Raw genomic sequence first — 21,462 nt, 5'->3', positions numbered from 1 at the left:
TGAATATGCAATATTCCTATTTCTTTTTCTTTTTATGTCCCATGGCAGCTTCTGCATCCTTCAGCCTTTTCTGCTTCTCCATTTCCGCATCCCTCAACTTGTCATAGTCGGCGCTGTTTTTCAGGATGCGAGGGCGCATTTCGTCATACTCTGGGCTTAGGATGTTGTACTTCGGATTGTAGGTAGGAGTCTCGATGCCTGCTAAATATAATAATAGGTGAGGCAAGGCATCGGTCATGAAACGCTTGTCCTTCGCTTTGCGAATCTGGCGGTAGATGTCACGATGGCTGCTGATGTACTTCTGGGAACAGAAAATCCAGAAAGGAATCTCAAACTCGTAGTGAGCCAAAGGCCAGTCGATATTGGCAGAATGGTTGCGGCAGATGAAACCGCGGTTGCCTTCATAGCACTCCTCACCATGGTCGGGCATGTAGATGACGATGGCGTTCTTCTTGGAATAGCGCTTCACAATCTGCGCCACGATAGAGTCGTTGTAAAGGGTGGCGTTGTCGTAATGGCTCAGCACCTTGCGCTGCTTGTCGGTCAGCTCAGGGCGCTTGTCCTCATAACTGCCCGCCCAGAAATGGGTCTGACTGTGCTTGTAGCGGGTCTTGTAATCCACGTGCTGACCCATCAGGTGGAAGATGGTAAGATTGTACTTACTGTTGGTTTCAGCTTCCTTCAGTCCGTTGTCATAGTCCTCCAACAGTCCGTCGTCCAGGGCGTGCAGCTCCGTGTTGCGGCTGTCAAACTGCAACTTGCTGAGTTTCGGATTGTTGAGGAAGAAACCGCCGCTGAAGTCATATACGGCTTCCTTGGCCTGCGGCAGAAATTCATTGGTGATAAAGGTGACGTGGTAACCTGCCTTGCGGAAGATTTCCGGGAAGAGAGGATAGTCGCACCACTCGCCCTTTTCGCCGATGACATGGGTGGAGAATACGTTCTTGAAAACAAAGCTGGTGAGATTCCAGCAGGTCACGGCATCCGTAAATTTGGTCAGCTTCTTGGTCTTTTCCAATGCCACCTGATAAGGAGTCGTATCCATGAAATAACCGTATTGCTGGGAATGATGCTTGCCGAAGCTCTCGCCGATGATGAGTACAATCTGTGGCGAACGGTAGGTGCAGGTATCTACCTTCACCTTGTCGGCAGCATGAATCAGTTGGGTAATCTGGTTGGCTGCCAACTTATTGGCATAGATGCTGAAATTGAGACGGTAGATAGGCATGTAGAGATTGGCGCAGTCCTTCTCCGTGAGGGTGTGTTCCACTTCGCCGATAGTCTTGCCCGTCATCAGCTTGTGGATGGCCATCTTGTTGTGCCAGGAAGTGCAGGCGCTCCAGATGAAGAGGGCGATGCAGCAGATGCCGGCTACCTGAGGCAGGAGTCGGGTGATGCGGTCGATATGAATGGTAAGCCAACCGTAGAGCGGTTTGCTGAAGGAGGCAAAGAGTACCGATACTTTCCAGATGAAATGGCGGAAACGGCGGAAGGCGGTGAGTATCTGCACGAGGATAAGCAGCAATACCCAGCCCACACTACTGAAGATAACCTCGGTAGAGAGGCAGGCTGCGATGAAGTTGCTTGCCTCGCTGCTGTTGGTTTCGCCCACCAGCATGAGCATGGAAGGGTTGAGCGTGGAGCCGAAATTGACGAAGCAATAGACATCAGCTATCGCCACGGCATACAAGATGAGATAGAGTACACCTCTGATGCAGAAGCGCACTTTCTTAGGAATCAAAGCCAAGACGGCACAAACGATGTAAAGGTCGAAAAACAGTTCCAGATACAGGTTGTCGTAGAGTTCACCCCATCTCGGGAGCGTTACCACGGCAGTCAGTACGCCCAAAATATACATGAACGTAAAGAAGTTAGCATTACGTCGTATCGGTTCAAATGCCAGGCACAAAGCCTTCTTGATGTATTTCTTCCAATTCATATTTTCCATATTATAATTTCTCATTTCTCACTTCTCATTTCATAATATCTGCATGCCAAGTCCTCGATGGCTTCCGGCACCATTCCGTGGATACTTTCCCCCTGAAGAATCGCCTGGCGTATCTGGGTGCTGCTGATGTTGAGCAGAGGCGTTTCCACGATGGTTACTCCCTGCGGAACGGCTCCGATGCTTGCTCCCTGACGGGGATAGACCACGATAGGGTAGTGGGCGAGAATGTCGTCGTGATGAAACCACTTGTCGAAAGCGGCCCAGTTGTCTCCACCTATTAATAAGGTAAAGTCGATGTCGGGATAATCCTTGCTCAGCGCCTGGAGCGTATGCCAGGTGTAGGAAGGTTTCGGAAGATGGAATTCATAGTTACAAGCTTTCAGCTGGCTTTCCCCTTTGAGCGCCTTTTCCACCAGTTCGAAGCGCAAAGAGTCGTCAAGCAGGTCGGTTGCCGCCTGCTTGAACGGATTCTGTGGTGAAACCATAAACCACACCTCGTCCAGTCCCGCCTTTTCGCAGAGGCTCTTGGCCAAAGCAATGTGACCGGTATGTATCGGGTTGAAACTTCCTCCGAATATTCCTACTTTCTTCATTCTTCGTTCTTCACTTAAAATTCTTCACTTGAATTCTTCACTCTTCGTTCTTCACTTAGGATTCTTCACTCTTCACTTAAAAAATCCTTGATGAGCTGATAAACCTCCTGCTGCGCCTTCTCCAAGTTGTCGTTTACTACTACATGGTCAAACTGTGGAGCAAATGTCAGCTCATAGCTTGCCTTGGCAAGTCGCTGCTCAATCACCTCTGGTGCATCCGTACCACGACCATTCAGCCGTCGGCGCAATTCCTCTACCGAAGGAGGTTGCACGAAGATGCTCAAGGCACGCTCACCATAGAATTTCTTGATATTAACGCCACCCTTGACATCTACGTCGAAAATGACGGATTCGCCAGCATTCAGCTGGTTTTCCACCTGAGATTTCAGCGTGCCGTAGAAGCGGTCCTGATAAACCTCCTCGTATTCCAGAAACTCCTCATTAGCAATCTTAGCCTTGAATTCCTCAGGAGTGAGGAAGAAATATTCCACACCATTCTTTTCAGTACCACGAGGGGCGCGGGAGGTGCAACTGATGGAGAAGGCCAACTTCAATTCCGGGTGTTCCTTCATCAACCAGTTGACTATCGTGCTCTTTCCGCTGCCGGAAGGAGCGCTGAAAATTAACAATCCGTTCTTCATAATTATATCATTAATTTTATGATTCCAATTATAGTGCATTCAGCACCTGCTCCTTGATCTGCTCCAATTCGTCCTTCATCTTCACCACGATGTTCTGCATTTCAGCCTGATTGCTCTTAGAACCGGTGGTGTTGATTTCGCGCCCCATCTCCTGAGCGATGAAACCGAGTTTTTTGCCCACGCCGTGACCTTCCTCGTTCATGGTCTCACGGAAATACTTCAGATGGTTGGTAAGGCGCTGCTTCTCCTCGCTGATGTCGAGCTTCTCGATGTAGTAGATGAGCTCCTGCTCCAGGCGGTTCTTGTCGTAGTTGACTGAAGGAATCTGTTCCAGACCGCTCACGATGCTGGCACGGATTTTCTCCACACGGGCTTTCTCGTATGGTTCGATACTGGCAAGGAGTGCCTGAATATTATCCACTTTCTCCGTAAATTTCTTCTGGAGAGCAGCACCTTCCTGCTTGCGGAAGTCCACCAGATGACCGATGGCCTGCAAAATTGCACTTTTAGCAGCTTCCCACTCCTCTTCAGTCAATTCTTCCATTTCAGTTCGTGTTGTTACATCAGGAAGACGAAGAAGTGTGCCATACCAGTCAGTAGGCTCAGGAATACCGGTCTGAGCCGAAATCTGCTTGATTTGGTGGTAATAATTCTCTACAAGTGCAGCGTTGATAGGAGTCGCATCAGCACCCGCGCTTTTCTCTATCCAGATAGCAAAGTCAACCTTGCCTCTTTCCAGCATTTTAGCGATGATCTGGCGAATCTCCATCTCCTTTTCACGATAGAGAGGTGCTATACGTGTAGAGAGGTCAAAAGACTTGCTGTTTAATGACTTTATCTCTACATTAATTTTCTTTTCTTTGTAGGCAACGGTAGCTTTTCCGAAGCCTGTCATTGACTGTATCATATAATCTTTCACGTTAAATTTCTGCAAAAGTACAAAAAAAAGCGAGAAAATGATTAAATTTGCACCTTATTTAAGAATATATTTTTAAATTATGTCTTGTATATTGAATATTGAAACGAGTACCGACGTGTGCTCAGTAGCAATTAGTGATAATGGACAGGTGGTTTTCAACAAGGAAGATCACAGCGGTCCTAACCATGCAGTTAAGTTAGGTGTTTACGTAGATGAGGCTCTTAGTTTCATAGATGCCCATGGTATTCCTTTGGAGGCTGTGGCGGTAAGTTGCGGTCCTGGTTCTTATACCGGTCTTCGCATCGGAGTCAGTATGGCGAAGGGAATCTGCTATGGCCGTGATGTGAAGCTCATCTCCATCCCTACGCTCGAACTGATGGCTGTTCCTGTATTGCTCGGTGAGCATCCGGCTGAGGAAGATGCGCTTATCGTTCCTATGCTTGATGCCCGCAGAATGGAAGTCTATGCCAAGGTGATGGATCGTGCCCTGAAGGAGGTGCGCCCTATCCAGGCTGATATCGTGGATGCTGAAACCTACAAGGAGTATCTCGACCGTGGAACTGTCTATTTCTTCGGAAATGGAGCCGAGAAATGTATGGAGGTCATCAATCATCCGAATGCCCGACTCGTGAAGGGCATCGAACCGTTGGCGAAGAACATGGCTCCGCTGGCAGAGAAGCGCTTCGTGGAAGGCAAGTTTGAGGATGTGGCTTACTTCGTTCCTTTCTATCTGAAGGACTTTGTGGCCAAGATGCCGAAGAAACTGCTCTAAGGGAAGAAACTGCTCTAACGGCGGGTTTCTCATATATAATATAAAAAGAACATTCATCAATCATCATTAGAATGAATATAGAAGGATTAGATTACAATACCCAACGCGAAAAGTTGGTCTTGCCGGAATATGGCAGGGAGATTCAGAGTATGGTCGATCATGCCGTCGGCATCAAAGACCGTGCTGAGCGCCAGCATTGTGCGGAGTCTATTATCGCCATCATGGACCACATGTTTCCTGATGGTGCAGATGCCGAGGAACATCATCGCAAACTCTGGGACCATCTCGCCATCATGAGCGGTTTCAAGCTCGATATCGACTATCCCTTTGCCGTGAAGCAGGCTGAGGATATTGCCAAAAGACCCGATCCGATGGATTATCCGAAGACGAGAATCCCTGTGCGCCACTATGGCTCCATGATGTTTGAACTCTTCGACAGACTGAAGAATATGGAGCCGGGAAAGGAGCGTGATGAACTGGTGAAGCTGACTGCCAATCAGATGAGACGCGACCTGGCACAATGGAGCCACGGTTCCTGTGATGAGGAAAAGGTGGCTGCCGACCTGGCCCGTTTTACTGATGGCAAGATCCACCTCGACCTGAAGAACTTCAAGTTTGAGAAACTGGTGCTGGTTCACGATAATGTGATGCAGAAAAACAACAATGGGCAGAGAAATAATGCTCAGAAGAACGGTTCTCAGAAAAATAATAATGCTTCTCAGAAAAATAACAAGAAAAGGAATAATAAGTAGCTTATGGAGTCATTCATCATAGAGGGCGGCCATCCGCTCAAGGGAACGATTGTCCCACAAGGTGCCAAGAATGAGGCATTGGAGGTTATCTGTACCACGATTTTAACCAAGGATCCTGTGCGCATCAAGAACGTGCCGGACATCCTCGACGTCAACAATCTCATCAAGTTGCTGAAGGAAATCGGAGTCAAGGTGACACAGAATAGCCGCAACGATTATACTTTCCAGAGCGATGAACTCAATCTCGACTATCTGGACAGCATAGAGTTTGTGAAGAAATGCTCCTCTCTTCGTGGCAGCGTGCTCATGATTGGTCCGCTTTTGGGCCGTTGCGGAAAGGCTACGATTGCCAAGCCGGGTGGCGACAAGATTGGTCGCCGTCGTCTCGACACTCACTTCTTGGGTTTCAAATATTTGGGAGCCAAGTTTATGCATGATGACGAGCGCAATGTCTATCAGATAGAGGCAGACCACTTGAAGGGCTGCTATATGCTGCTCGATGAGGCTTCCGTTACGGGTACCGCCAATATCATCATGGCTTCTGTGCTCGCCAAGGGTACTACCACCATCTATAATGCAGCCTGCGAACCCTATATCCAGCAGCTCTGCCATCTGCTCAATGCGATGGGAGCACGCATCAGCGGTATCGCCAGCAATCTCCTCACCATCGTGGGCGTGGAGAGTCTGCATGGAGCCGAACATACCATTCTGCCGGATATGATCGAGGTGGGTTCCTTCATCGGAATGGCTGCCATGTGTGGTGCTGGTGTCCGCATCAAGGACGTATCGGTCAAGAATTTGGGAATCATTCCTGATGCCTTCCGCCGCTTGGGTGTGAAAATCAAGGTAGAGGGCGATGATCTCTTCATTCCAGAACAGAAGCATTATGTCATCGATTCCTTTATCGACGGCACCATCATGACTCTCTCGGATGCTCCTTGGCCAGGCTTGACTCCAGACCTTCTCTCCGTCCTGCTGGTAGTGGCTACCCAGGCTCGCGGTAGCGTCCTCTTCCATCAGAAGATGTTCGAGAGCCGTCTCTTCTTTGTGGATAAACTCATCGACATGGGTGCGCAGATCATCCTTTGCGACCCTCACCGTGCTGTGGTGGTAGGTCACGACCATAAGCTCACGCTCCGTGCTGGCAGAATGACGAGCCCGGATATCCGTGCCGGAATCGCCCTGCTGATAGCAGCCATGAGCGCCAACGGAACCAGCCGTATCGCCAATATCGCACAGATAGACCGCGGATATGAGGACATCGAAAACCGCCTCAACGCATTGGGTGCCAAGATTACCCGTGTGGAGGATTAATTTCTATGGGATATGATAAGACGTGACGACGTATATAAGATAGGTAAGCTCGGAAAGCCTCACGGCGTGAAGGGAGAAATCACCTTCGCTATTACAGATGATGTTTTCGACCGTGTGGATGCGGAGTATCTCGTGCTCGACATCAACGGCATCCTCGTTCCTTTCTATATGGAGGAATACCGCTTTAAGAATGATGAAAACGTACTGGTGAAGTTTGAGGATATTGATACGCAGGAACAGGCTCGCAACTATACAGGCTGCGAGGTGTATTTCCCGCGCCATCTTTCCGATAGCGATGGTGAACACATGAGTTGGGCTGAAATCATTGGTTTCCGACTGGTGGATGTTCCTACCGGCAAGGTGGTGGGCACCATCGATCATGTGGATGATTCCACTATCAATCTCCTCTTCGAGGTGACTACCCCGGAGGGAGAGGAAGTGCTGATTCCTGCCAGCAACGACCTCATCGAGGAAGTGAATGCAGAGAAGAAAGAAATCAGAATGGCGATTCCGGAAGGATTGCTGGAACTGTAATTTAAGTGAAGAGTGAAGAATTCAATGGCTTTACTCTTCTGAAGTTCTAATTTCAAGAGTAATGAAAAAACAACAGATATGTATTCTCGGTTCTACGGGAAGTATCGGCACACAGGCGCTGGATGTCATCGAACAGCATAGCGACCTTTATGAGGTCTATTGCCTCACCGCCAACCATCGTGTGAAGGAACTGGCTGCTCAGGCGCACAAGTTTCATCCTGCTGCCGTCGTCATCGCCGATGAGACACTTTATGAGGAGTTGCAGGATCTGCTCCGCGACGAACCTGACATCAAGGTCTATGCTGGTGCACAGGCTCTCTGCGACATCGTGGAGGCTGACCCTATCGACATGGTGCTTGCCTCTATGGTGGGCTTCTCTGGATTGGAACCAACCATCCATGCCATCAAGGCCCGCAAGAAAATCTGTCTGGCCAATAAGGAAACCCTCGTTGTGGCAGGTGAACTCATCTGCCAGTTGGCTCAGCAGTATCATGCGCCTATCCTCCCGGTAGATAGCGAACATAGCGCCATCTTCCAGAGTTTGGTGGGCGAGGATCAGAACGAGATCGACAAGATACTCCTTACCTGTTCGGGCGGACCTTTCCGCAATTTCACCCACGAGCAGTTGGAGAAGGTAACGGCAGCCGATGCCCTCAAGCATCCTACCTGGGATATGGGCGCCAAGATAACCATCGACTCCGCTTCTCTCATGAACAAGGGATTTGAGGTGACTGAAGCGAAGTGGCTTTTCGGCGTACCTGCCGACAAGATACAGGTGCTCATCCATCCGCAGAGCGTGGTGCATAGTGCCGTGCAGTTTATGGACGGAGCCGTCAAGGCCCAGTTGGGCGTGCCGGATATGCGCCTGCCTATCCAGTATGCCTTCTCCTTCCCTCAGCGCCTGCCTTTGAAGGGCGAGCGTCTCGACCTTTTCAAGACACAGGATTTGCAGTTCTTCGAACCAGACTACAAGAAGTTCAAGTGTCTGCAACTCTGCTTTGACGCCATCCGCAAGGGCGGTAATATGTCCTGCATCGTCAATGCAGCCAATGAAATCGTCAATGCCGGCTTCCGTCGTGGCGAATGTGGATTCCTGCAGATGGCAGACATCATCGAAGAGGTGATGGCGAAAGCCACCTTCGACAGTCAGCCCGACCTCGACGTCTATCTGCAGACCGATGCCGAGGCTCGCCGCATTGCCACCGAACTGATGCATCATATATAATAAGGTATAATCAATAATCAGAATAATCAATAATTAATGGAAGTATTTTTGATCAAAGCGTTGCAGCTGATGCTCTCGCTTTCCATCTTGGTGCTGCTCCATGAGGGCGGACACTTCTTCTTCTCCAAACTCTTCGGTGTAAGAGTTGAGAAGTTCTATCTTTTCTTCGACCCATGGTTCCACCTCTTTGAGTTCAAGCCAAAGAATTCAGATACTACTTATGGAATGGGCTGGTTGCCATTGGGAGGCTATTGTAAGATTTCGGGTATGATCGACGAGAGTTTTGATACCGAACAGATGAAGCAGCCAGAACAGCCTTATGAGTTCCGTAGCAAACCGGCTTGGCAGCGTCTCCTCATCATGATAGGTGGTGTGCTGGTCAATTTCGTCTTGGCTCTCTTTATCTATTCCATGGTGATGTTCCATTGGGGCGATACCTATGTGGCTACCAAGGATATGAAACAGGGTATGAAGTTCAATACCGAAGCCAAGAAATTAGGTTTCCAGGACCATGATATTCTCTTATCTACAGACTTGGGCGAGATTAAGACCTATGATGGCGACCTGTTTCGTGAGCTCTCCAAGGCGCAGCGTGTAGATGTATTGCGCAACGGCAAGAAGGTAAGCATCCAGACTCCAGGCGATCTGAACATGCTCGACATGATCAAGGAGACCCCTCGCTTTGTAGAGGTCTTCGTTCCGTTGCAGATTGATAGCGTGATGCAGAATTCTCCTGCAGCCAAGGTTGGTCTGAAGAAGGGCGACCGCATCCTGAGCGTCAACGGCAAGAAGGTGGATTCCTATAATGAGTTGACCGAGGAGTTGGGCAGAGTGGATGATGTGCTTTCCGTAGCGCAGACTCCTAAAGACAGTTTGAAGGCTCTTACTGGCACCCTGACTGTATTGCGTGCAGGCGTTGGTAATAAGAATTCTGCAGTAGATACCCTCAACTTGGCAGTACAGTTTGAGTCCACAGACGAAGGCGTGAAGTTAGGTTTCTACAATCATCCTGTGATGATGGACTACCAGCCAACCCATATCAGTTATGGATTCTTCGAGAGTTTCCCAGCCGGCATCAAGTATGGTTGGAATGTTTTGGCAGGTTATGTAGGCGATATGAAGTATGTCTTCTCCAAGGAGGGTGCCAAGAGCTTAGGCGGTTTCGGCGCATTGGGCAGTCTGTTCCCATCCATGTGGGATTGGCATGCGTTCTGGATGATGACAGCCTTCCTGAGCATCATCTTGGCGTTTATGAACATCCTGCCTATTCCTGCATTGGATGGCGGTCATGTCTTCTTCCTGTTGTATGAGATCATTACCGGTCGCAAGCCAGGCGATAAGTTCATGGAGCGTGCCGAGTTTGTCGGTTTCGGTATCTTGATTCTGCTGCTGGTAGTGGCGAATCTGAATGATGTCTTGCGACTGTTTGGAATCCTGTAAAAAGGAAAGAAATTATCTTAAGGAAAACATTACATAAAAACTCACCAGCCGCTTTGGAAGGTATATTGTAACCAAAGTAGAGCTGGTGAGTGCTGGTTGTGTGTTCAGTAAGATTCTAAGAAATAACGTTTAACGTTATTAAAACTCGGCTTCCACCAGCACTAATGAACAAACACTATGATAAAACGCTAACTAAATACCTACAAATTGATTTTTTTCTTGTTTGTTTCAGAAAAAAATATTAATTTTGCCAACGAATAAAGAAATCGAAAATGAGTCCAAAATTTAAAGAACAAAATGGATATACATTCAAGATTTATTCCAATGAGGAATCTCGAATACACATTCATGTGATAAAAGCCGAAAACGAATGCAAATATTGGTTGGAACCCGATATAGAACTTGCTGAGAACTTCGGATTTAGTAGCAAAGAATTAAGTTATATTGAAAAAATACTTAGAGAAAATGGAGACGATTTTAAATACAAATTTACAAGATATGTCGGTAAGCGTCTTGATGATCAACGATAAGGGAATCATGCTTTCCGTGAAAGGTAACGATTATTTCGTATCGTATAATCGTATTCCTTGGATGAAACACGCATGTATTTCTGATGCTCTTGATGTAAAAATGAGTGGAAGAAATTCTATCGAATGGCCAAAGCTTGATGTTGATTTGGAGATAGATAGCCTGAAGCATCCTGAACGTTATCCGCTCATCATGAAGAGAAATGAAGCAGAAATTCTGTAACTCTTTATATTGCCTTGTCGATTCTTGTATATATATAATAAGGTGAGAATGTAATGGACGGTGAGACTACCATTGAGGAACCTCTGAGTGACTCAGTATCTTGATTCTGTTGCTGGTAGTGGCGAATCAGGATGACTTGTTTGCGACTCGTATCTCCGAAAGATAGGAATCTGTGTTTCGGGTTTACGGGTCGTGTCTTACTTGGGCTCCTTTGTCGTTTTTCGGGGGCACAAAAGTGCTCTTGCCCGGGCGCAAAAGTGCCCTTACCTTGGCACAATAGAGCCCTTCCTTAGGCACTTTTCGACTTTAGCGAGACAAGAATATCTGCTTGGCGTTTTGTTCTCTGATTTCCTTATTATAGAAAATGTTTGTATTGGTTTTTATATAAAAATAGCGGTGGTAGATGTTTGGAAAAATCTTTATAGTAGAGAAAAATTAAAATCGAAATACGATTTTACCCTTCACCCTTCATCTTTTCGCCCGGAAAGCTGATAAACACAGAGGATTTGAGGATGAAAGGTAAAATTCAACCCTTCACCACCCTTCACCGTCCTTCATCTTTTTTGCCGTTTTTAGCCCTTTATTAGCTACGATTGACTGGTTATTCGTTAGATTTGAAATTTAGTTGGTTATGAAAAATATATACATATTATTTCTGATTTAGCTTCATCTTATGAGTCTATACAGTCGTCTATTAAGACCAGAGCTTACCTTAAGAGACGACCAATTTCAGCCTTCATAGTAGGTTTTTAGGCTAAATGCGTCTTTTAGATTGAGATGAAGGGTGGTGAAGGGTGGTGAAGGGTGATTTTAAGTTATTGTGCTTGTAAGTACTTGTTTATCAGATGTTTATGCTGATAGGGTGAAGGGTGAAGGGCTTTTCTCGTTTCGCTTTTCAAATTTCCGTTTTTGTAGCATTTCCCGCTATTTCGGTATAAAAATTTGGGGATTCTTCTTTTTAAAAACCAAAATCGTTTGGAGATTCTGGAGTAATATTTTCTGTTGAAAATACAACCTATTCTCTCTTTTTTTCAACAACATTAACGTTAGCCTCTCCTGAAATGATTATATAACGAAAAAAGCAGGAACCTCCTCCCAGAGATTCCTGCTTTATGGTTGTTATTGAAAAAGTATTGTTGTAAAGTCCTAAGATTAAGAGTAGCGGATAATCTGACCTGGAGTCAGCTTCTTATCCTTCTTGTAACCGTTGAGGCGGCAAATCTGATCTACTGTTACACCACGCTTCTCGGCGATGGAATTCAGAGTCTCACCATACTTAACCTTGTGGTAAAGCTTCTCGCCACCAGCGTTGGCATTGTATCTGCCCACTTCGCCACCATTAACCTGTTCACGGGTGTAACCACCATTACCAATCTTGCCACGAGCTGCATTGGCATCTGCAGACTCACGCTCGTAAGAGTCGCGACGGAAATCGTAAAAATCGCCAGTAACGTCCTGATTGCGGAAATCGAACATCAACGCAGGGTTGAGGGCTACACCGCAAAGACGAGTCTCGAAGTGAAGGTGAGAACCGGTACTACGACCTGTATTACCTCCCAAACCAATCACATCGCCTGCTCTTACCTCCTCGTTCTCAGAAACGAGCTGCTTAGAGAGGTGACCGTAGATGGTCTCCAAACCATTATTGTGACGGATGACGATGTACTTACCATAACCACCACCTTCATATCTTACGATGCGAACTTTGCCTGAGAAGGCTGCGCGGATTGTGTCGCCAATATAAACCTTGATGTCCATACCTTTATGTTGGCGGCCAAAGCTTGCACGGTAACCGAAGTTACTTGTGACAACGCGACTTGGAGTTGGCATGCAGAAATGACGGAGGTCGATACGGAAGTGCTCAGGAAGCGCAGTCCGGCGGTGAGCATACTTGTTGGAGAAATCCTGATACAACTCTGCTGAAGGATTCTCTCTATCTTCCATCATTCGATAATGAGATACTGCTAATGTGTCTATCGACTTCATGCGATGGTCAACTGGTGCCTGACGGGCAAGCAAGTCTTGACCAAATGACGGCACGGTTGTTAACGCCAACAATGCCACTACGGAAATCTTCTTTATTTTCTTTTTTAAACTCATACTTTTTAATTAATATTCTTTTTTAGGTTCGTCACCATTGAAATGAAATCATAAATGAAATTCCACTACAAAACACCTAAGTAAAAACCCCTTATGTGCGTGACTTTGTTAAATAGACTTTGCAAATATATGAAAAATATTCCAGTCTGCCAAGGCCATTAACACGAATAAGGGGATATTTAACGCGAAAAGTTGATGTTTAACTTTTGTTAAGAAGAAGCGCTTTTTGATTTAAATCAATTTTGCAGTATTTCGTTTTTGCAAAATTATGCAGGTTTCGTACGAAAGTATTTGCATTTTCTATTGAAATTACTTTCGTTTCCTCATGAAGCCTGTTTCATTCCTTTATGAAGTCTGTTTCATTCCCTCATGAAGCCTTTATCGTTTTTTCACGATAAATTCTGTGCTTTTTCTTTCAGCATTCGCAGCAGGGTGACGGCTGGAGAGTGACCCATAAAGATGATTCGCTTGACTTCCGGACTTGTAAAGCGGAGGCATTTCTGATAGGCCTGATACAGTTCACCGAGATTGATGGTGAACTCCTTGCCGGAACTTTCCCGGATGCCTATCAACATCTTGGCTGTGAGGTGGATACGGATGTATCGGATGCCTGTAGCTGTCTCTATCTCCGTAATACCTTCCAGAAGTTCTCTCATCTGTTCTGGCGTGAGGGGCGGTCTGTCTTCCGTCACCATAGAGCGCCTTCTTCCTCTGCGGCAGGGGGCATCTGTGGATTCTGTGCCTTCTGATGTCTGTGTGTCCGTTTCCTGCTTTCCGATTTCTTCTGCATCAAAAAGGAAGCCTTCTTCTATATTGTTTTTCTCCTTCATCTCTTGATTCCTTTTTATCTCTGATTTCTTTCTCAGTTATTCTCTTTTTAATCCTCTTTTTTAATCCCGGTCATGGTTTCCCTAACTGATTGCAGCCCAATTGATATGGGTTTTCTTCATTTCTTTCAGTCGGTTCCAGAGCAGGGCATTCTGAGGCAGGTTGCAATGTGGGTCGGCATCGATGATGGTCTGTGCTTCTGTGCGTGCCAACTGTACAATCTGTCCGTCTCTTGCAATATTGGCTATCTTCAGGTCGAAAGCCATTCCGCTCTGTTGGGTTCCTTCCAAATCGCCCGGTCCTCTGAACTTGAGATCGGCTTCGGCAATGCGGAATCCATCGTTCGTATCACACATGATATCAATGCGTTTGCGGGTTTCCTCCGACAACTTATAGTTGGTGACGAGGATGCAGTAACTCTGGTCGCAACCTCGTCCCACTCTGCCTCTGAGCTGGTGGAGTTGGGCAAGTCCGAAGCGCTGTGCATCGAGGATAACCATCACGGAGGCATTGGGCACATTCACACCCACTTCTATCACGGTGGTGGCTACCAATATCTGCGTCTCGCCCTTCACGAAATGCTCCATTTCTTCTTCCTTCTCAGCCGGTTTCATCTGTCCGTGTACCTTGCTGAGGCGGAATTCCGGGAAGGCTTCCTTCAGCGTTTCAAATCCTTCCTCTAAGTTCTTGAGGTCGCTCTTTTCGCTCTCCTTGATCAGCGGGAAGACGATATAAACCTGTCTGCCCATATTGATCTGGCGGCGGATGCTCTGGTAGAGGCTGGTCAACTGGTTGTCAAACTTATGCAAAGTCTGGATGGGTTTTCTACCTGGCGGAAGTTCGTCTATCACACTCACGTCGAGATCGCCATAGATGGTCATCGCCAAGGTTCTCGGGATAGGCGTGGCGGTCATCACCAATACATGAGGCGGATTCTCGCTCTTTGCCCATAGGCGGGCACGCTGGGCAACTCCGAAGCGATGTTGCTCGTCGATGACTGCTACGCCGAGATGGGCGAACATCACGGGGTCTTCGAGGATGGCATGTGTGCCCACCAATATCTGGACATCTCCACGAATCAGAGCATCGAGCACTTCCTTGCGCTTCTTTCCCTTCACCATACCCGTGAGCAGTTCCACCCGGATGTCCATCCCCTTGAGAAATTCACGGATGGTCTGCAAGTGCTGTTCGGCAAGAATTTCGGTAGGAGCCATCAGACAGGCCTGATAACCATTGTCGAGGGCGATGAGCATGGTCATCAGCGCCACAAGGGTTTTACCAGAACCCACGTCGCCCTGCAGCAACCGGTTCATCTGTCGGCCGCTGCACATATCGGCACGGATTTCATGCATCACCCGTTTCTGTGCGCCCGTGAGTTCGAAAGGAAGATGGTGGGCATAGAAATCATGGAAGATGTCACCGATGCGGTTGAAGATGTAGCCACGGTATTTGCGCCGCTGGTCGCTCGCGTACCTTAATATATTAAGTTGCACATAGAAGAGTTCCTCAAACTTGAGTCGCACCTGTGCTTTCTGCATCTCCTGATGGGTATGCGGATAGTGGATGAAGCGGAAGGCTTCATCGCGGGAAATCAGATGCAGGCGGGAGGTGATGGAGTCGGGTAATGTCTCGGGCAATTGAGGAAGCAGTCCTACCAAGGTCTTGGTGAGCTTCTCAATGGTGCGGGAGGAAAATCCGTACTTCTTCATCTTTTCGGTGGTATTATAGAAAGGTTGCATTCCCATTTCTGAAATCTGCAGGTTGCTGGCATCATCCATGTCTGGATGGGCAAACTGATAGCGGCCGCCAAAGAGGGCTGGTTTGCCGAAGACGATGTATTCGGTACCTACATGATAGGTCTTGAGAATGTACTGGGAACTGCGGAACCAGACTAAATCGACCACGCCGAAGCCATCGGAGAAATGGGCAACAAGACGCTTGTTGCGTTTGCCAGTATCAAACTCCTCGTAACTTAGTATTCGGCCTTTGATCTGGACATAAGGCATGTCGGGGGTGAGTTCGCTGATGTGGAAAATCCTCGAACGATCTACATATTTATAAGGGTAGTATTCCAGCAAGTCACCATAGGAGCTGATACCGAGCTCCTTGCTCAGTATCTCTTTCTTTTTGGGTCCTACGCCGGGCAGGAACATGATGTCTTGGTCTAAAATACTACTCATATTTTTAAGTGAAGAGAGAAGAATTCTCTTGTTCTTATTCTGATAACAATGCTTCAGCGATCTTGATGTCGAATGGGGTGGTGATCTTGATGTTCTCTCGATTTCCATCCACCATCGCTACCTGACAGCCGAGACTTTCTACAACGGATGCATCGTCGGTAAACTGTTCCTTGTAACCCTGGTTGAAGGCCTGTTTTGCCAAACTGATGTCAAAGGTCTGTGGAGTCTGCACGATGCGATAATCATCACGGAGCACATTCTTGCCACCGCCACGCTTGTCAATATATCTTAGGGTTTCAGTCACCGCATAGACAGGGATGGCTGCATATTCCTCGCGTGCCGTCTCGTAGCATTCGCTGATGACGTCGGTAGAGACGAATGGGCGCACACCATCATGGATTCCTACCACACCGTCCTCTCCATCGGGGATGAGTGCAAGTCCGTTTTTCGAAGACTGGAAGCGGGTGTCGCCACCATTGGCAATCTGATGCTTGATATCGAAATGATGCTCCTCGCAAAGCTGGTGCCAGTATTCCTGCTGGCTCTCCGGCAATACCAAGATGATATTCAGATGCTCATCGTATTCATGAAAGCGCTCGATGGTGCGCATCAGGATAGGCTTGCCTGCTACTGGCAAGAACTGCTTGGGAATCTCACTTCCCATGCGGAGACCTTTGCCCCCGGCTACTATAATTACGTAATCCATATTTTTCTTTTTACTTGCTCTTCATGAGATGATCATACATCATTCCGTCCTGCAGGGCAGCCACGGTTTCCTTGCTCACGAAATAACTCAATATCTGGTAGGCATAAGGAAGGGTGGCTGCAGGACCTTCACCTGTAATCACATTGCCGTCTTCCTGGAAGAGGGTGCCTGTATATTCTGTGCTGGCATCGAAATACTGTTCGAAACCAGGATAGCAGGTAGCTTTCTTGCCGTCGAGGATGCCTGTGCTGGCCAATACCATAGGCGCTGCGCAGATGGCACCTACACGTTTGCCTGCCTTGTGCTGGGCGATGAGAGCCTGGCGTACTCCCTCATGCTCATTGAGGTTGGTGCTGCCTGGCATTCCACCAGGAATCATCAGCATATCGGCATCTTCAAAACTCTCAACATCCTCGAAACGGAGGTCGGCCTTGATGGTAACTCCGTGGGAAGTTTCCACAAATTCACTACCGGTAACGCTGACCGTCTTGATATCTACGCCCCCTCTGCGGAGGATGTCAACAGGAGCCAAACCTTCGATTTCCTCGAAGCCATTGGCAAGAAATTCATATACCTTTGCCATAATTTTATCTTTTTTGTTGAATAATTCGATTTATATTATTACCTTTGCAAAAGTAACAATAATAATTGAAATGACAAAACAAATGGCAGAACAACATTTGAAATTTGCAATATTTGGCAATGAATACCAGGCTAAGAAGTCGGTTTCCATCGAAACTATCCTGGCTTTTCTGGAAAAGAAGAAGGCTGAGATCTATGTGGAGAATGCTTATTACGACTTTCTCGTACGCGACCTCCAACTGGACGTGAAGGTGGCGGGTGTCTTCGAGGATTACAACTTCGATGTGGATTACGTCATCTCCATGGGCGGCGACGGAACCTTCCTCAAGGCTGCCAGTAAGGTGGGGGCGAAGGGAACTCCTATCATTGGTATCAACATGGGCCGATTGGGATTCCTGGCTGATGTGTTGCCAAGCGAAATAGAGACTGCACTGGACAGCCTCTATGCTGGGGAATGCCAGATAGAGGAACATGCGGTTATCCAGGTAGAGGCGAGGGGCGGCGTATTGGCTGGCAATCCTTTTGCCCTCAATGATATTGCCGTTTTGAAGCGTGATGATGCTTCCATGATTTCCATCCGTACTCATGTGGATGGGGAATTCTTGGTTACCTATCAGGCGGATGGTCTGATCGTTACCACGCCTACGGGTTCTACTGCCTATAATCTCTCCAATGGCGGACCTATTATCATCCCGCAGAGTGGAAGTCTCTGTCTCACTCCTGTTGCTCCGCACAGTCTCAATATCCGTCCTATCGTAATCAATGATACGGCTGAAATCCAACTGGACATCGAGAGTCGCAGTCATAATTATCTCGTGGCTATCGATGGTAGAAGTGAGCGCATGACGGAGGAAACCAGTCTCGTCATCCGCAAGGCTGCACATTCTATCAAAATCGTGAAGCAGCGCAACCAGCGTTATTTCTCTACGCTGAGAGAGAAACTGATGTGGGGCGCTGACCAGAGGGAAAGATAGTTTAAGTGAAGAGTGAAGAGGGAAGAGTGAAGAATTCAAATGCTTAGATGGATGAAGATATTCAAGGTTCCAAAGTTTAAGTATGATGTCAAGACCTTGCTGATTTGGCTTTGGCAGGCATGGCGGGGCAACCAGTTGCAGGCTGTCCTCAATGCTTCCGTGGGTTTGCTCTCGGTGGGCGTGAGTCTGGCACAGGTTTGGGCGGTTAAGCGTGCCATAGATGTTGCTTCTCATGTGGTGGAAGGCGATATCTATTGGGCTGTTGCTCTCATGGGCTTCCTGATTCTTGCCGACTTCGCCCTGAATGTTTCTTCCGTCTGGATTCGTAATCTCTTGGGCATCAAGGCGCAAAACCGTATGCAGCAGCGCATGCTCGATCGTATCCTCCGTTCTGAATGGCACGGTAGGGAAAAGATGCATTCGGGAGATGTGCTCAACCGACTGGAGACGGACGTGAGCAATGTGGTGAATTTCCTGACGGAGACCATCCCGAATACGCTGAGCGTATTAGCGATGTTTCTCGGTGCCTTCTTCTATCTTTTCTCGATGGACAAGGTGCTCTCTATCGTTATCGTCATCATGATTCCGATTTTCTTGGCTTTCTCCAAAATCTATGTGGGAAAGATGCGCCAACTGACCCGCCAGGTGCGTGATTCAGACAGTAAGGTGCAGAGTGTGCTGCAGGAAACTATCCAGCATCGTATGCTCATCAAGACCTTGGAGAAGGATGATGCGATGGTGGATAAACTTGAGAATACACAGAAGGAATTGCGTGGACACGTGGTGAAGCGTACGATGTTTAGCGTGTTCAGTAATCTGATAGTCAACTTCGGTTTTGCCTTAGGTTATCTCGTGGCTTTCCTTTGGGCGGCCATTCGTATGAGTGCCGGCAGTCTGAGCTTCGGAGGCATGACGGCTTTCCTGCAGTTGGTCAATAAGATACAGGTTCCGGCAAGAAACCTTACCAAGTTGGTTCCTGCCTTCGTGAGTGTCTTTACGGCAGCAGAGCGACTGATGGAACTGGAGGAAAATCCGCTGGAGGAACAGGGAGAGCCAATCCTGATTCCTTCGCCTTGCGGCATCCGATTGCAGGATGTCTGCTACAGTTATAAGTTGGCTGAGGCTTCTCCAGAGGAAAAAATCTTGTATCAGAACCAGCCATTGGACAAGACGAATATCATCAATCATCTGAGTTTTGATTTCCGTCCGGGCAGTTGTACGGCTATTTTGGGAGAAACGGGTGCAGGAAAAACTACGCTTATCCGTCTGCTTTTGGCCTTGCTCCGTCCTCAGCATGGAAAAGTTGAGATTTATCATTCGTCGAAAAAGCAGGGAGAACTGTCGCCTCGCCACCGTTGCAACTTCGTATATGTTCCTCAGGGCAATACCCTGATGAGTGGAACTATCCGTGATAATCTGAGATTAGGCAAGTTGAATGCAACTGATGAGGAGATGCAGGCAGCCTTGCATACGAGTTGTGCCGACTTTGTGATGGAATTGCCACAAGGTCTCGATACGGTTTGCAGCGAGCAGGGAGGAGGTTTGAGTGAAGGACAGGCACAGCGTATTGCCATAGCCCGAAGTCTGTTGCGCAATCGCAGCATCATGCTTTTTGATGAGGCTACGAGTGCATTGGATCCAGAAACCGAGCGTCAACTCCTTCAGAATATCTTGGCTTCGCATGATAAGACCGTTATCTTCATCACGCATCGCCCTGCCGTAGTAGATTATTGTGATCAGGTATTGAAAATAGAGCGCACCCCGAGATAGAACGTATTTGAAGCAGTCAGTTTTCGTGTAATTATTATTAAAAATCTCGAAAACATTTGGCTATCTCGTTTTTTATTGCGTAATTTGCGTTGCGTAAAAAGCGCAATGGTTATTTGTGTAATGAATAATGATGAGATATGGCAACATTGAACAATCCTTTTGTTGTGTATGGTTATAAAGGAGCAGAGTATTTTTGCGACCGCCAGAAAGAAACCGAGAAGATGATTTCTACGCTGCATAATGAGCGTAACATCACGCTTGTCGCCCCTCGTCGTATGGGTAAGACGGGCTTGATACATCATGTTTTCCATCAGATGGAGGAGCAATATGAAGGGGTGAAATGTTTCTACCTCGATATTTTTGCCACCAAAAACCTGGAGCAAATGGTGCAAATCATGGCTTCTGAAATCATCGGAAAACTTGATACGGTTTCTCAATCGGCCCTTCGTAAAGTTCAGGAGTTCTTCAGTAGTTGGCGACCTACTTTGACGATAGATGAACTGACAGGAATTCCTACTTTTTCTTTAGATTTAAAGCCGAGTGAGGGTAAGGAGAGTTTGAAGCGAATATTTGAGTATTTGAAGCAGTCAGGTAAGCGCTGCTACATCGCCATAGATGAGTTTCAGCAGATATTAAACTATCCTGAGGATGGGGTAGAGGCAATGATCCGTTCTTATATCCAGTTCTTGCCAAATGTATATTTCGTATTTTCTGGCAGTCAGCAGCACATGATGCAGGAGATGTTTCTGTCTGCCAACCGTCCTTTCTTCCAGAGTTCTTTGGTGTTGTCTTTGCCTTGTATCGAAGAGCAGGTGTATTTGGAATTTGCCAATCGCCTTCTTTCTTCTCAGCACAGGTCAATAGATGAATCCACCTTTTCTTATATCTATCAGCAGTCGGATTGTGTAACGTGGTATGTGCAGGCAATATTGCATGGCATTTATGAGCATGGTTCTTCTGAGATTACGAAGTCATTGGTAGATGAGGTGGTTCAGGAGTTGATAGATGAACAGGCGATGGCTTATCAGAACTATTGTGCCTGGCTTACGGAGAATCAGCAGTTGCTTCTATTGGCAATAGCTCGAGAGGGACTGGTGAGTTCGCCTTTGAGCCAGCAGTTTATCAGATCCCATCAGCTTCCTGCTACGAGCAGCGTGAAAACTGCGTTGAAGGCATTGGTGGATAAGCAGTTGGTAAGCAAGACTCCTAATGGTTATTTAGTAAGCGACCGCTTCTTTGCGAAGTGGATTTGTATTCAGTATGCATGAGAAGTTCCTGCTATGCCCTTCAAGCGGTCCCTCGGGGATTGACTTATACTGATATAGATAGACACATTTATGGTTAATTAATAAAATGTGTTTAGTAATGAGTAAAAAGTACAAAAGTTACAGTAAGGAAGACAAATTGTCTTTACTTTGCGACTATTATCAGTCA

The 21,462-nt window shown here is 47.2% G+C and carries 20 protein-coding genes; 11 read left to right on the top strand and 9 right to left on the bottom strand.

What is annotated here, in order from left to right; translation table 11 throughout:
• Positions 1-16: 16 nt before the first annotated feature.
• The 4 genes from EXN75_RS11575 to EXN75_RS11560 all read right to left on the bottom strand — a co-directional run bounded on the left by EXN75_RS11575 (position 17) and on the right by EXN75_RS11560 (position 4,089).
• Complete coding sequence (locus EXN75_RS11575) at positions 17-1,939, bottom strand: phosphoethanolamine transferase (protein ID WP_134843940.1); 1,923 nt, start codon at positions 1,937-1,939, stop codon at positions 17-19.
• A gap of 20 nt (positions 1,940-1,959) precedes the next feature.
• On the bottom strand, positions 1,960-2,541 hold the full coding sequence (gene nadD, locus EXN75_RS11570) for a nicotinate (nicotinamide) nucleotide adenylyltransferase (protein WP_134843939.1): 582 nt from the start codon (positions 2,539-2,541) through the stop codon (positions 1,960-1,962).
• Positions 2,542-2,606: 65 nt separating this feature from the next.
• The gene (gmk, locus tag EXN75_RS11565) at positions 2,607-3,182 is read right to left on the bottom strand and encodes a guanylate kinase (protein ID WP_134843938.1); all 576 of its coding nucleotides are present in this window, start codon (positions 3,180-3,182) and stop codon (positions 2,607-2,609) included.
• A 28-nt stretch (positions 3,183-3,210) separates the two neighbouring features.
• Positions 3,211-4,089 (bottom strand): YicC/YloC family endoribonuclease, encoded by an 879-nt coding sequence (locus EXN75_RS11560; RefSeq protein ID WP_134843937.1) that lies wholly within the window; start codon positions 4,087-4,089, stop codon positions 3,211-3,213.
• 91 nt (positions 4,090-4,180) lie between these two features.
• Here EXN75_RS11560 and tsaB point away from each other — a divergent pair, with 91 nt between their 5' ends.
• The 8 genes from tsaB to EXN75_RS11520 all read left to right on the top strand — a co-directional run bounded on the left by tsaB (position 4,181) and on the right by EXN75_RS11520 (position 10,888).
• Entirely contained in the window at positions 4,181-4,873 is a 693-nt protein-coding gene (gene tsaB / locus EXN75_RS11555) for a tRNA (adenosine(37)-N6)-threonylcarbamoyltransferase complex dimerization subunit type 1 TsaB (RefSeq protein WP_134843936.1), read from the top strand.
• A gap of 71 nt (positions 4,874-4,944) precedes the next feature.
• Positions 4,945-5,625, top strand: a complete 681-nt coding sequence (locus EXN75_RS11550; protein ID WP_134843935.1) for a DUF4290 domain-containing protein — start codon at positions 4,945-4,947, stop codon at positions 5,623-5,625.
• A gap of 3 nt (positions 5,626-5,628) precedes the next feature.
• Positions 5,629-6,939, top strand: a complete 1,311-nt coding sequence (gene murA, locus EXN75_RS11545) for a UDP-N-acetylglucosamine 1-carboxyvinyltransferase (RefSeq protein ID WP_134843934.1) — start codon at positions 5,629-5,631, stop codon at positions 6,937-6,939.
• Positions 6,940-6,951: 12 nt separating this feature from the next.
• On the top strand, positions 6,952-7,473 hold the full coding sequence (gene rimM, locus EXN75_RS11540) for a ribosome maturation factor RimM (RefSeq protein WP_134843933.1): 522 nt from the start codon (positions 6,952-6,954) through the stop codon (positions 7,471-7,473).
• A gap of 61 nt (positions 7,474-7,534) precedes the next feature.
• Positions 7,535-8,698, top strand: coding sequence for a 1-deoxy-D-xylulose-5-phosphate reductoisomerase (locus EXN75_RS11535; RefSeq protein ID WP_134843932.1), 1,164 nt, complete (start codon positions 7,535-7,537; stop codon positions 8,696-8,698).
• Positions 8,699-8,734: 36 nt separating this feature from the next.
• Positions 8,735-10,138, top strand: a complete 1,404-nt coding sequence (gene rseP, locus EXN75_RS11530; RefSeq protein WP_134843931.1) for an RIP metalloprotease RseP — start codon at positions 8,735-8,737, stop codon at positions 10,136-10,138.
• 272 nt (positions 10,139-10,410) lie between these two features.
• Positions 10,411-10,668, top strand: coding sequence for a DUF4160 domain-containing protein (locus EXN75_RS11525; protein WP_134843930.1), 258 nt, complete (start codon positions 10,411-10,413; stop codon positions 10,666-10,668).
• Positions 10,655-10,888, top strand: coding sequence for a DUF2442 domain-containing protein (locus EXN75_RS11520; RefSeq protein WP_134843952.1), 234 nt, complete (start codon positions 10,655-10,657; stop codon positions 10,886-10,888). The genes EXN75_RS11525 and EXN75_RS11520 overlap by 14 nt, the downstream gene beginning before the upstream one ends.
• Before the next feature lie 1,152 nt (positions 10,889-12,040).
• Here EXN75_RS11520 and EXN75_RS11515 read toward each other — a convergent pair.
• The 5 genes from EXN75_RS11515 to EXN75_RS11495 all read right to left on the bottom strand — a co-directional run bounded on the left by EXN75_RS11515 (position 12,041) and on the right by EXN75_RS11495 (position 17,285).
• A complete protein-coding gene (locus EXN75_RS11515) occupies positions 12,041-12,988 on the bottom strand; it encodes a peptidoglycan DD-metalloendopeptidase family protein (RefSeq protein ID WP_022109685.1) in 948 nt (315 codons plus the stop codon).
• 389 nt (positions 12,989-13,377) lie between these two features.
• Positions 13,378-13,818: a hypothetical protein gene (locus EXN75_RS11510; RefSeq protein WP_134843929.1), complete on the bottom strand. Its 441-nt coding sequence runs from the start codon at positions 13,816-13,818 to the stop codon at positions 13,378-13,380.
• An 81-nt stretch (positions 13,819-13,899) separates the two neighbouring features.
• Positions 13,900-15,996, bottom strand: coding sequence for an ATP-dependent DNA helicase RecG (gene recG, locus EXN75_RS11505; protein WP_118119756.1), 2,097 nt, complete (start codon positions 15,994-15,996; stop codon positions 13,900-13,902).
• Between the two features lie 34 nt (positions 15,997-16,030).
• Positions 16,031-16,702 carry a 2-C-methyl-D-erythritol 4-phosphate cytidylyltransferase gene (locus tag EXN75_RS11500; RefSeq protein ID WP_134843928.1) on the bottom strand — a complete coding sequence of 224 codons (672 nt, stop codon included), beginning with the start codon at positions 16,700-16,702 and terminating at the stop codon, positions 16,031-16,033.
• Positions 16,703-16,712: 10 nt separating this feature from the next.
• A complete protein-coding gene (locus EXN75_RS11495; protein WP_118119752.1) occupies positions 16,713-17,285 on the bottom strand; it encodes a DJ-1 family glyoxalase III in 573 nt (190 codons plus the stop codon).
• 82 nt (positions 17,286-17,367) lie between these two features.
• Here EXN75_RS11495 and EXN75_RS11490 point away from each other — a divergent pair, with 82 nt between their 5' ends.
• The 3 genes from EXN75_RS11490 (at position 17,368) to EXN75_RS11480 (ending at position 21,296) form a co-directional block, all read left to right on the top strand.
• Entirely contained in the window at positions 17,368-18,258 is an 891-nt protein-coding gene (locus tag EXN75_RS11490) for an NAD kinase (protein WP_134843927.1), read from the top strand.
• Between the two features lie 51 nt (positions 18,259-18,309).
• Complete coding sequence (locus EXN75_RS11485; protein ID WP_246031382.1) at positions 18,310-20,028, top strand: ABC transporter ATP-binding protein; 1,719 nt, start codon at positions 18,310-18,312, stop codon at positions 20,026-20,028.
• A 137-nt stretch (positions 20,029-20,165) separates the two neighbouring features.
• On the top strand, positions 20,166-21,296 hold the full coding sequence (locus EXN75_RS11480) for an AAA family ATPase (protein ID WP_022109672.1): 1,131 nt from the start codon (positions 20,166-20,168) through the stop codon (positions 21,294-21,296).
• The last annotated feature ends 166 nt before the right edge of the window (positions 21,297-21,462 follow it).

The sequence above is a fragment of the Segatella hominis genome, from assembly GCF_004535825.1.
In the GTDB taxonomy this organism is placed as follows: Bacteria; Bacteroidota; Bacteroidia; order Bacteroidales; family Bacteroidaceae; genus Prevotella; species Prevotella hominis.
Note: the sequence above shows the minus strand (reverse complement) of the source record. Positions and strands in the feature narration are given on the sequence as shown.

What these genes read in the sequence shown, in the direction of transcription:
- rimM (WP_134843933.1), top strand. Translation starts at nt 6,952, where the DNA reads ATGATAAGACGTGACGACGTATATAAGATAGGTAAGCTCGGAAAGCCT.
- EXN75_RS11575 (WP_134843940.1), bottom strand. Translation starts at nt 1,939, where the DNA reads ATGAATTGGAAGAAATACATCAAGAAGGCTTTGTGCCTGGCATTTGAA.
- EXN75_RS11510 (WP_134843929.1), bottom strand. Translation starts at nt 13,818, where the DNA reads ATGAAGGAGAAAAACAATATAGAAGAAGGCTTCCTTTTTGATGCAGAA.
- rseP (WP_134843931.1), top strand. Translation starts at nt 8,735, where the DNA reads ATGGAAGTATTTTTGATCAAAGCGTTGCAGCTGATGCTCTCGCTTTCC.
- EXN75_RS11495 (WP_118119752.1), bottom strand. Translation starts at nt 17,285, where the DNA reads ATGGCAAAGGTATATGAATTTCTTGCCAATGGCTTCGAGGAAATCGAA.
- murA (WP_134843934.1), top strand. Translation starts at nt 5,629, where the DNA reads ATGGAGTCATTCATCATAGAGGGCGGCCATCCGCTCAAGGGAACGATT.
- EXN75_RS11485 (WP_246031382.1), top strand. Translation starts at nt 18,310, where the DNA reads ATGAAGATATTCAAGGTTCCAAAGTTTAAGTATGATGTCAAGACCTTG.
- EXN75_RS11550 (WP_134843935.1), top strand. Translation starts at nt 4,945, where the DNA reads ATGAATATAGAAGGATTAGATTACAATACCCAACGCGAAAAGTTGGTC.
- EXN75_RS11560 (WP_134843937.1), bottom strand. Translation starts at nt 4,089, where the DNA reads ATGATACAGTCAATGACAGGCTTCGGAAAAGCTACCGTTGCCTACAAA.
- EXN75_RS11520 (WP_134843952.1), top strand. Translation starts at nt 10,655, where the DNA reads ATGATCAACGATAAGGGAATCATGCTTTCCGTGAAAGGTAACGATTAT.
- gmk (WP_134843938.1), bottom strand. Translation starts at nt 3,182, where the DNA reads ATGAAGAACGGATTGTTAATTTTCAGCGCTCCTTCCGGCAGCGGAAAG.
- EXN75_RS11490 (WP_134843927.1), top strand. Translation starts at nt 17,368, where the DNA reads ATGGCAGAACAACATTTGAAATTTGCAATATTTGGCAATGAATACCAG.
- tsaB (WP_134843936.1), top strand. Translation starts at nt 4,181, where the DNA reads ATGTCTTGTATATTGAATATTGAAACGAGTACCGACGTGTGCTCAGTA.
- EXN75_RS11535 (WP_134843932.1), top strand. Translation starts at nt 7,535, where the DNA reads ATGAAAAAACAACAGATATGTATTCTCGGTTCTACGGGAAGTATCGGC.
- EXN75_RS11480 (WP_022109672.1), top strand. Translation starts at nt 20,166, where the DNA reads ATGGCAACATTGAACAATCCTTTTGTTGTGTATGGTTATAAAGGAGCA.
- EXN75_RS11525 (WP_134843930.1), top strand. Translation starts at nt 10,411, where the DNA reads ATGAGTCCAAAATTTAAAGAACAAAATGGATATACATTCAAGATTTAT.
- EXN75_RS11515 (WP_022109685.1), bottom strand. Translation starts at nt 12,988, where the DNA reads ATGAGTTTAAAAAAGAAAATAAAGAAGATTTCCGTAGTGGCATTGTTG.
- nadD (WP_134843939.1), bottom strand. Translation starts at nt 2,541, where the DNA reads ATGAAGAAAGTAGGAATATTCGGAGGAAGTTTCAACCCGATACATACC.
- recG (WP_118119756.1), bottom strand. Translation starts at nt 15,996, where the DNA reads ATGAGTAGTATTTTAGACCAAGACATCATGTTCCTGCCCGGCGTAGGA.
- EXN75_RS11500 (WP_134843928.1), bottom strand. Translation starts at nt 16,702, where the DNA reads ATGGATTACGTAATTATAGTAGCCGGGGGCAAAGGTCTCCGCATGGGA.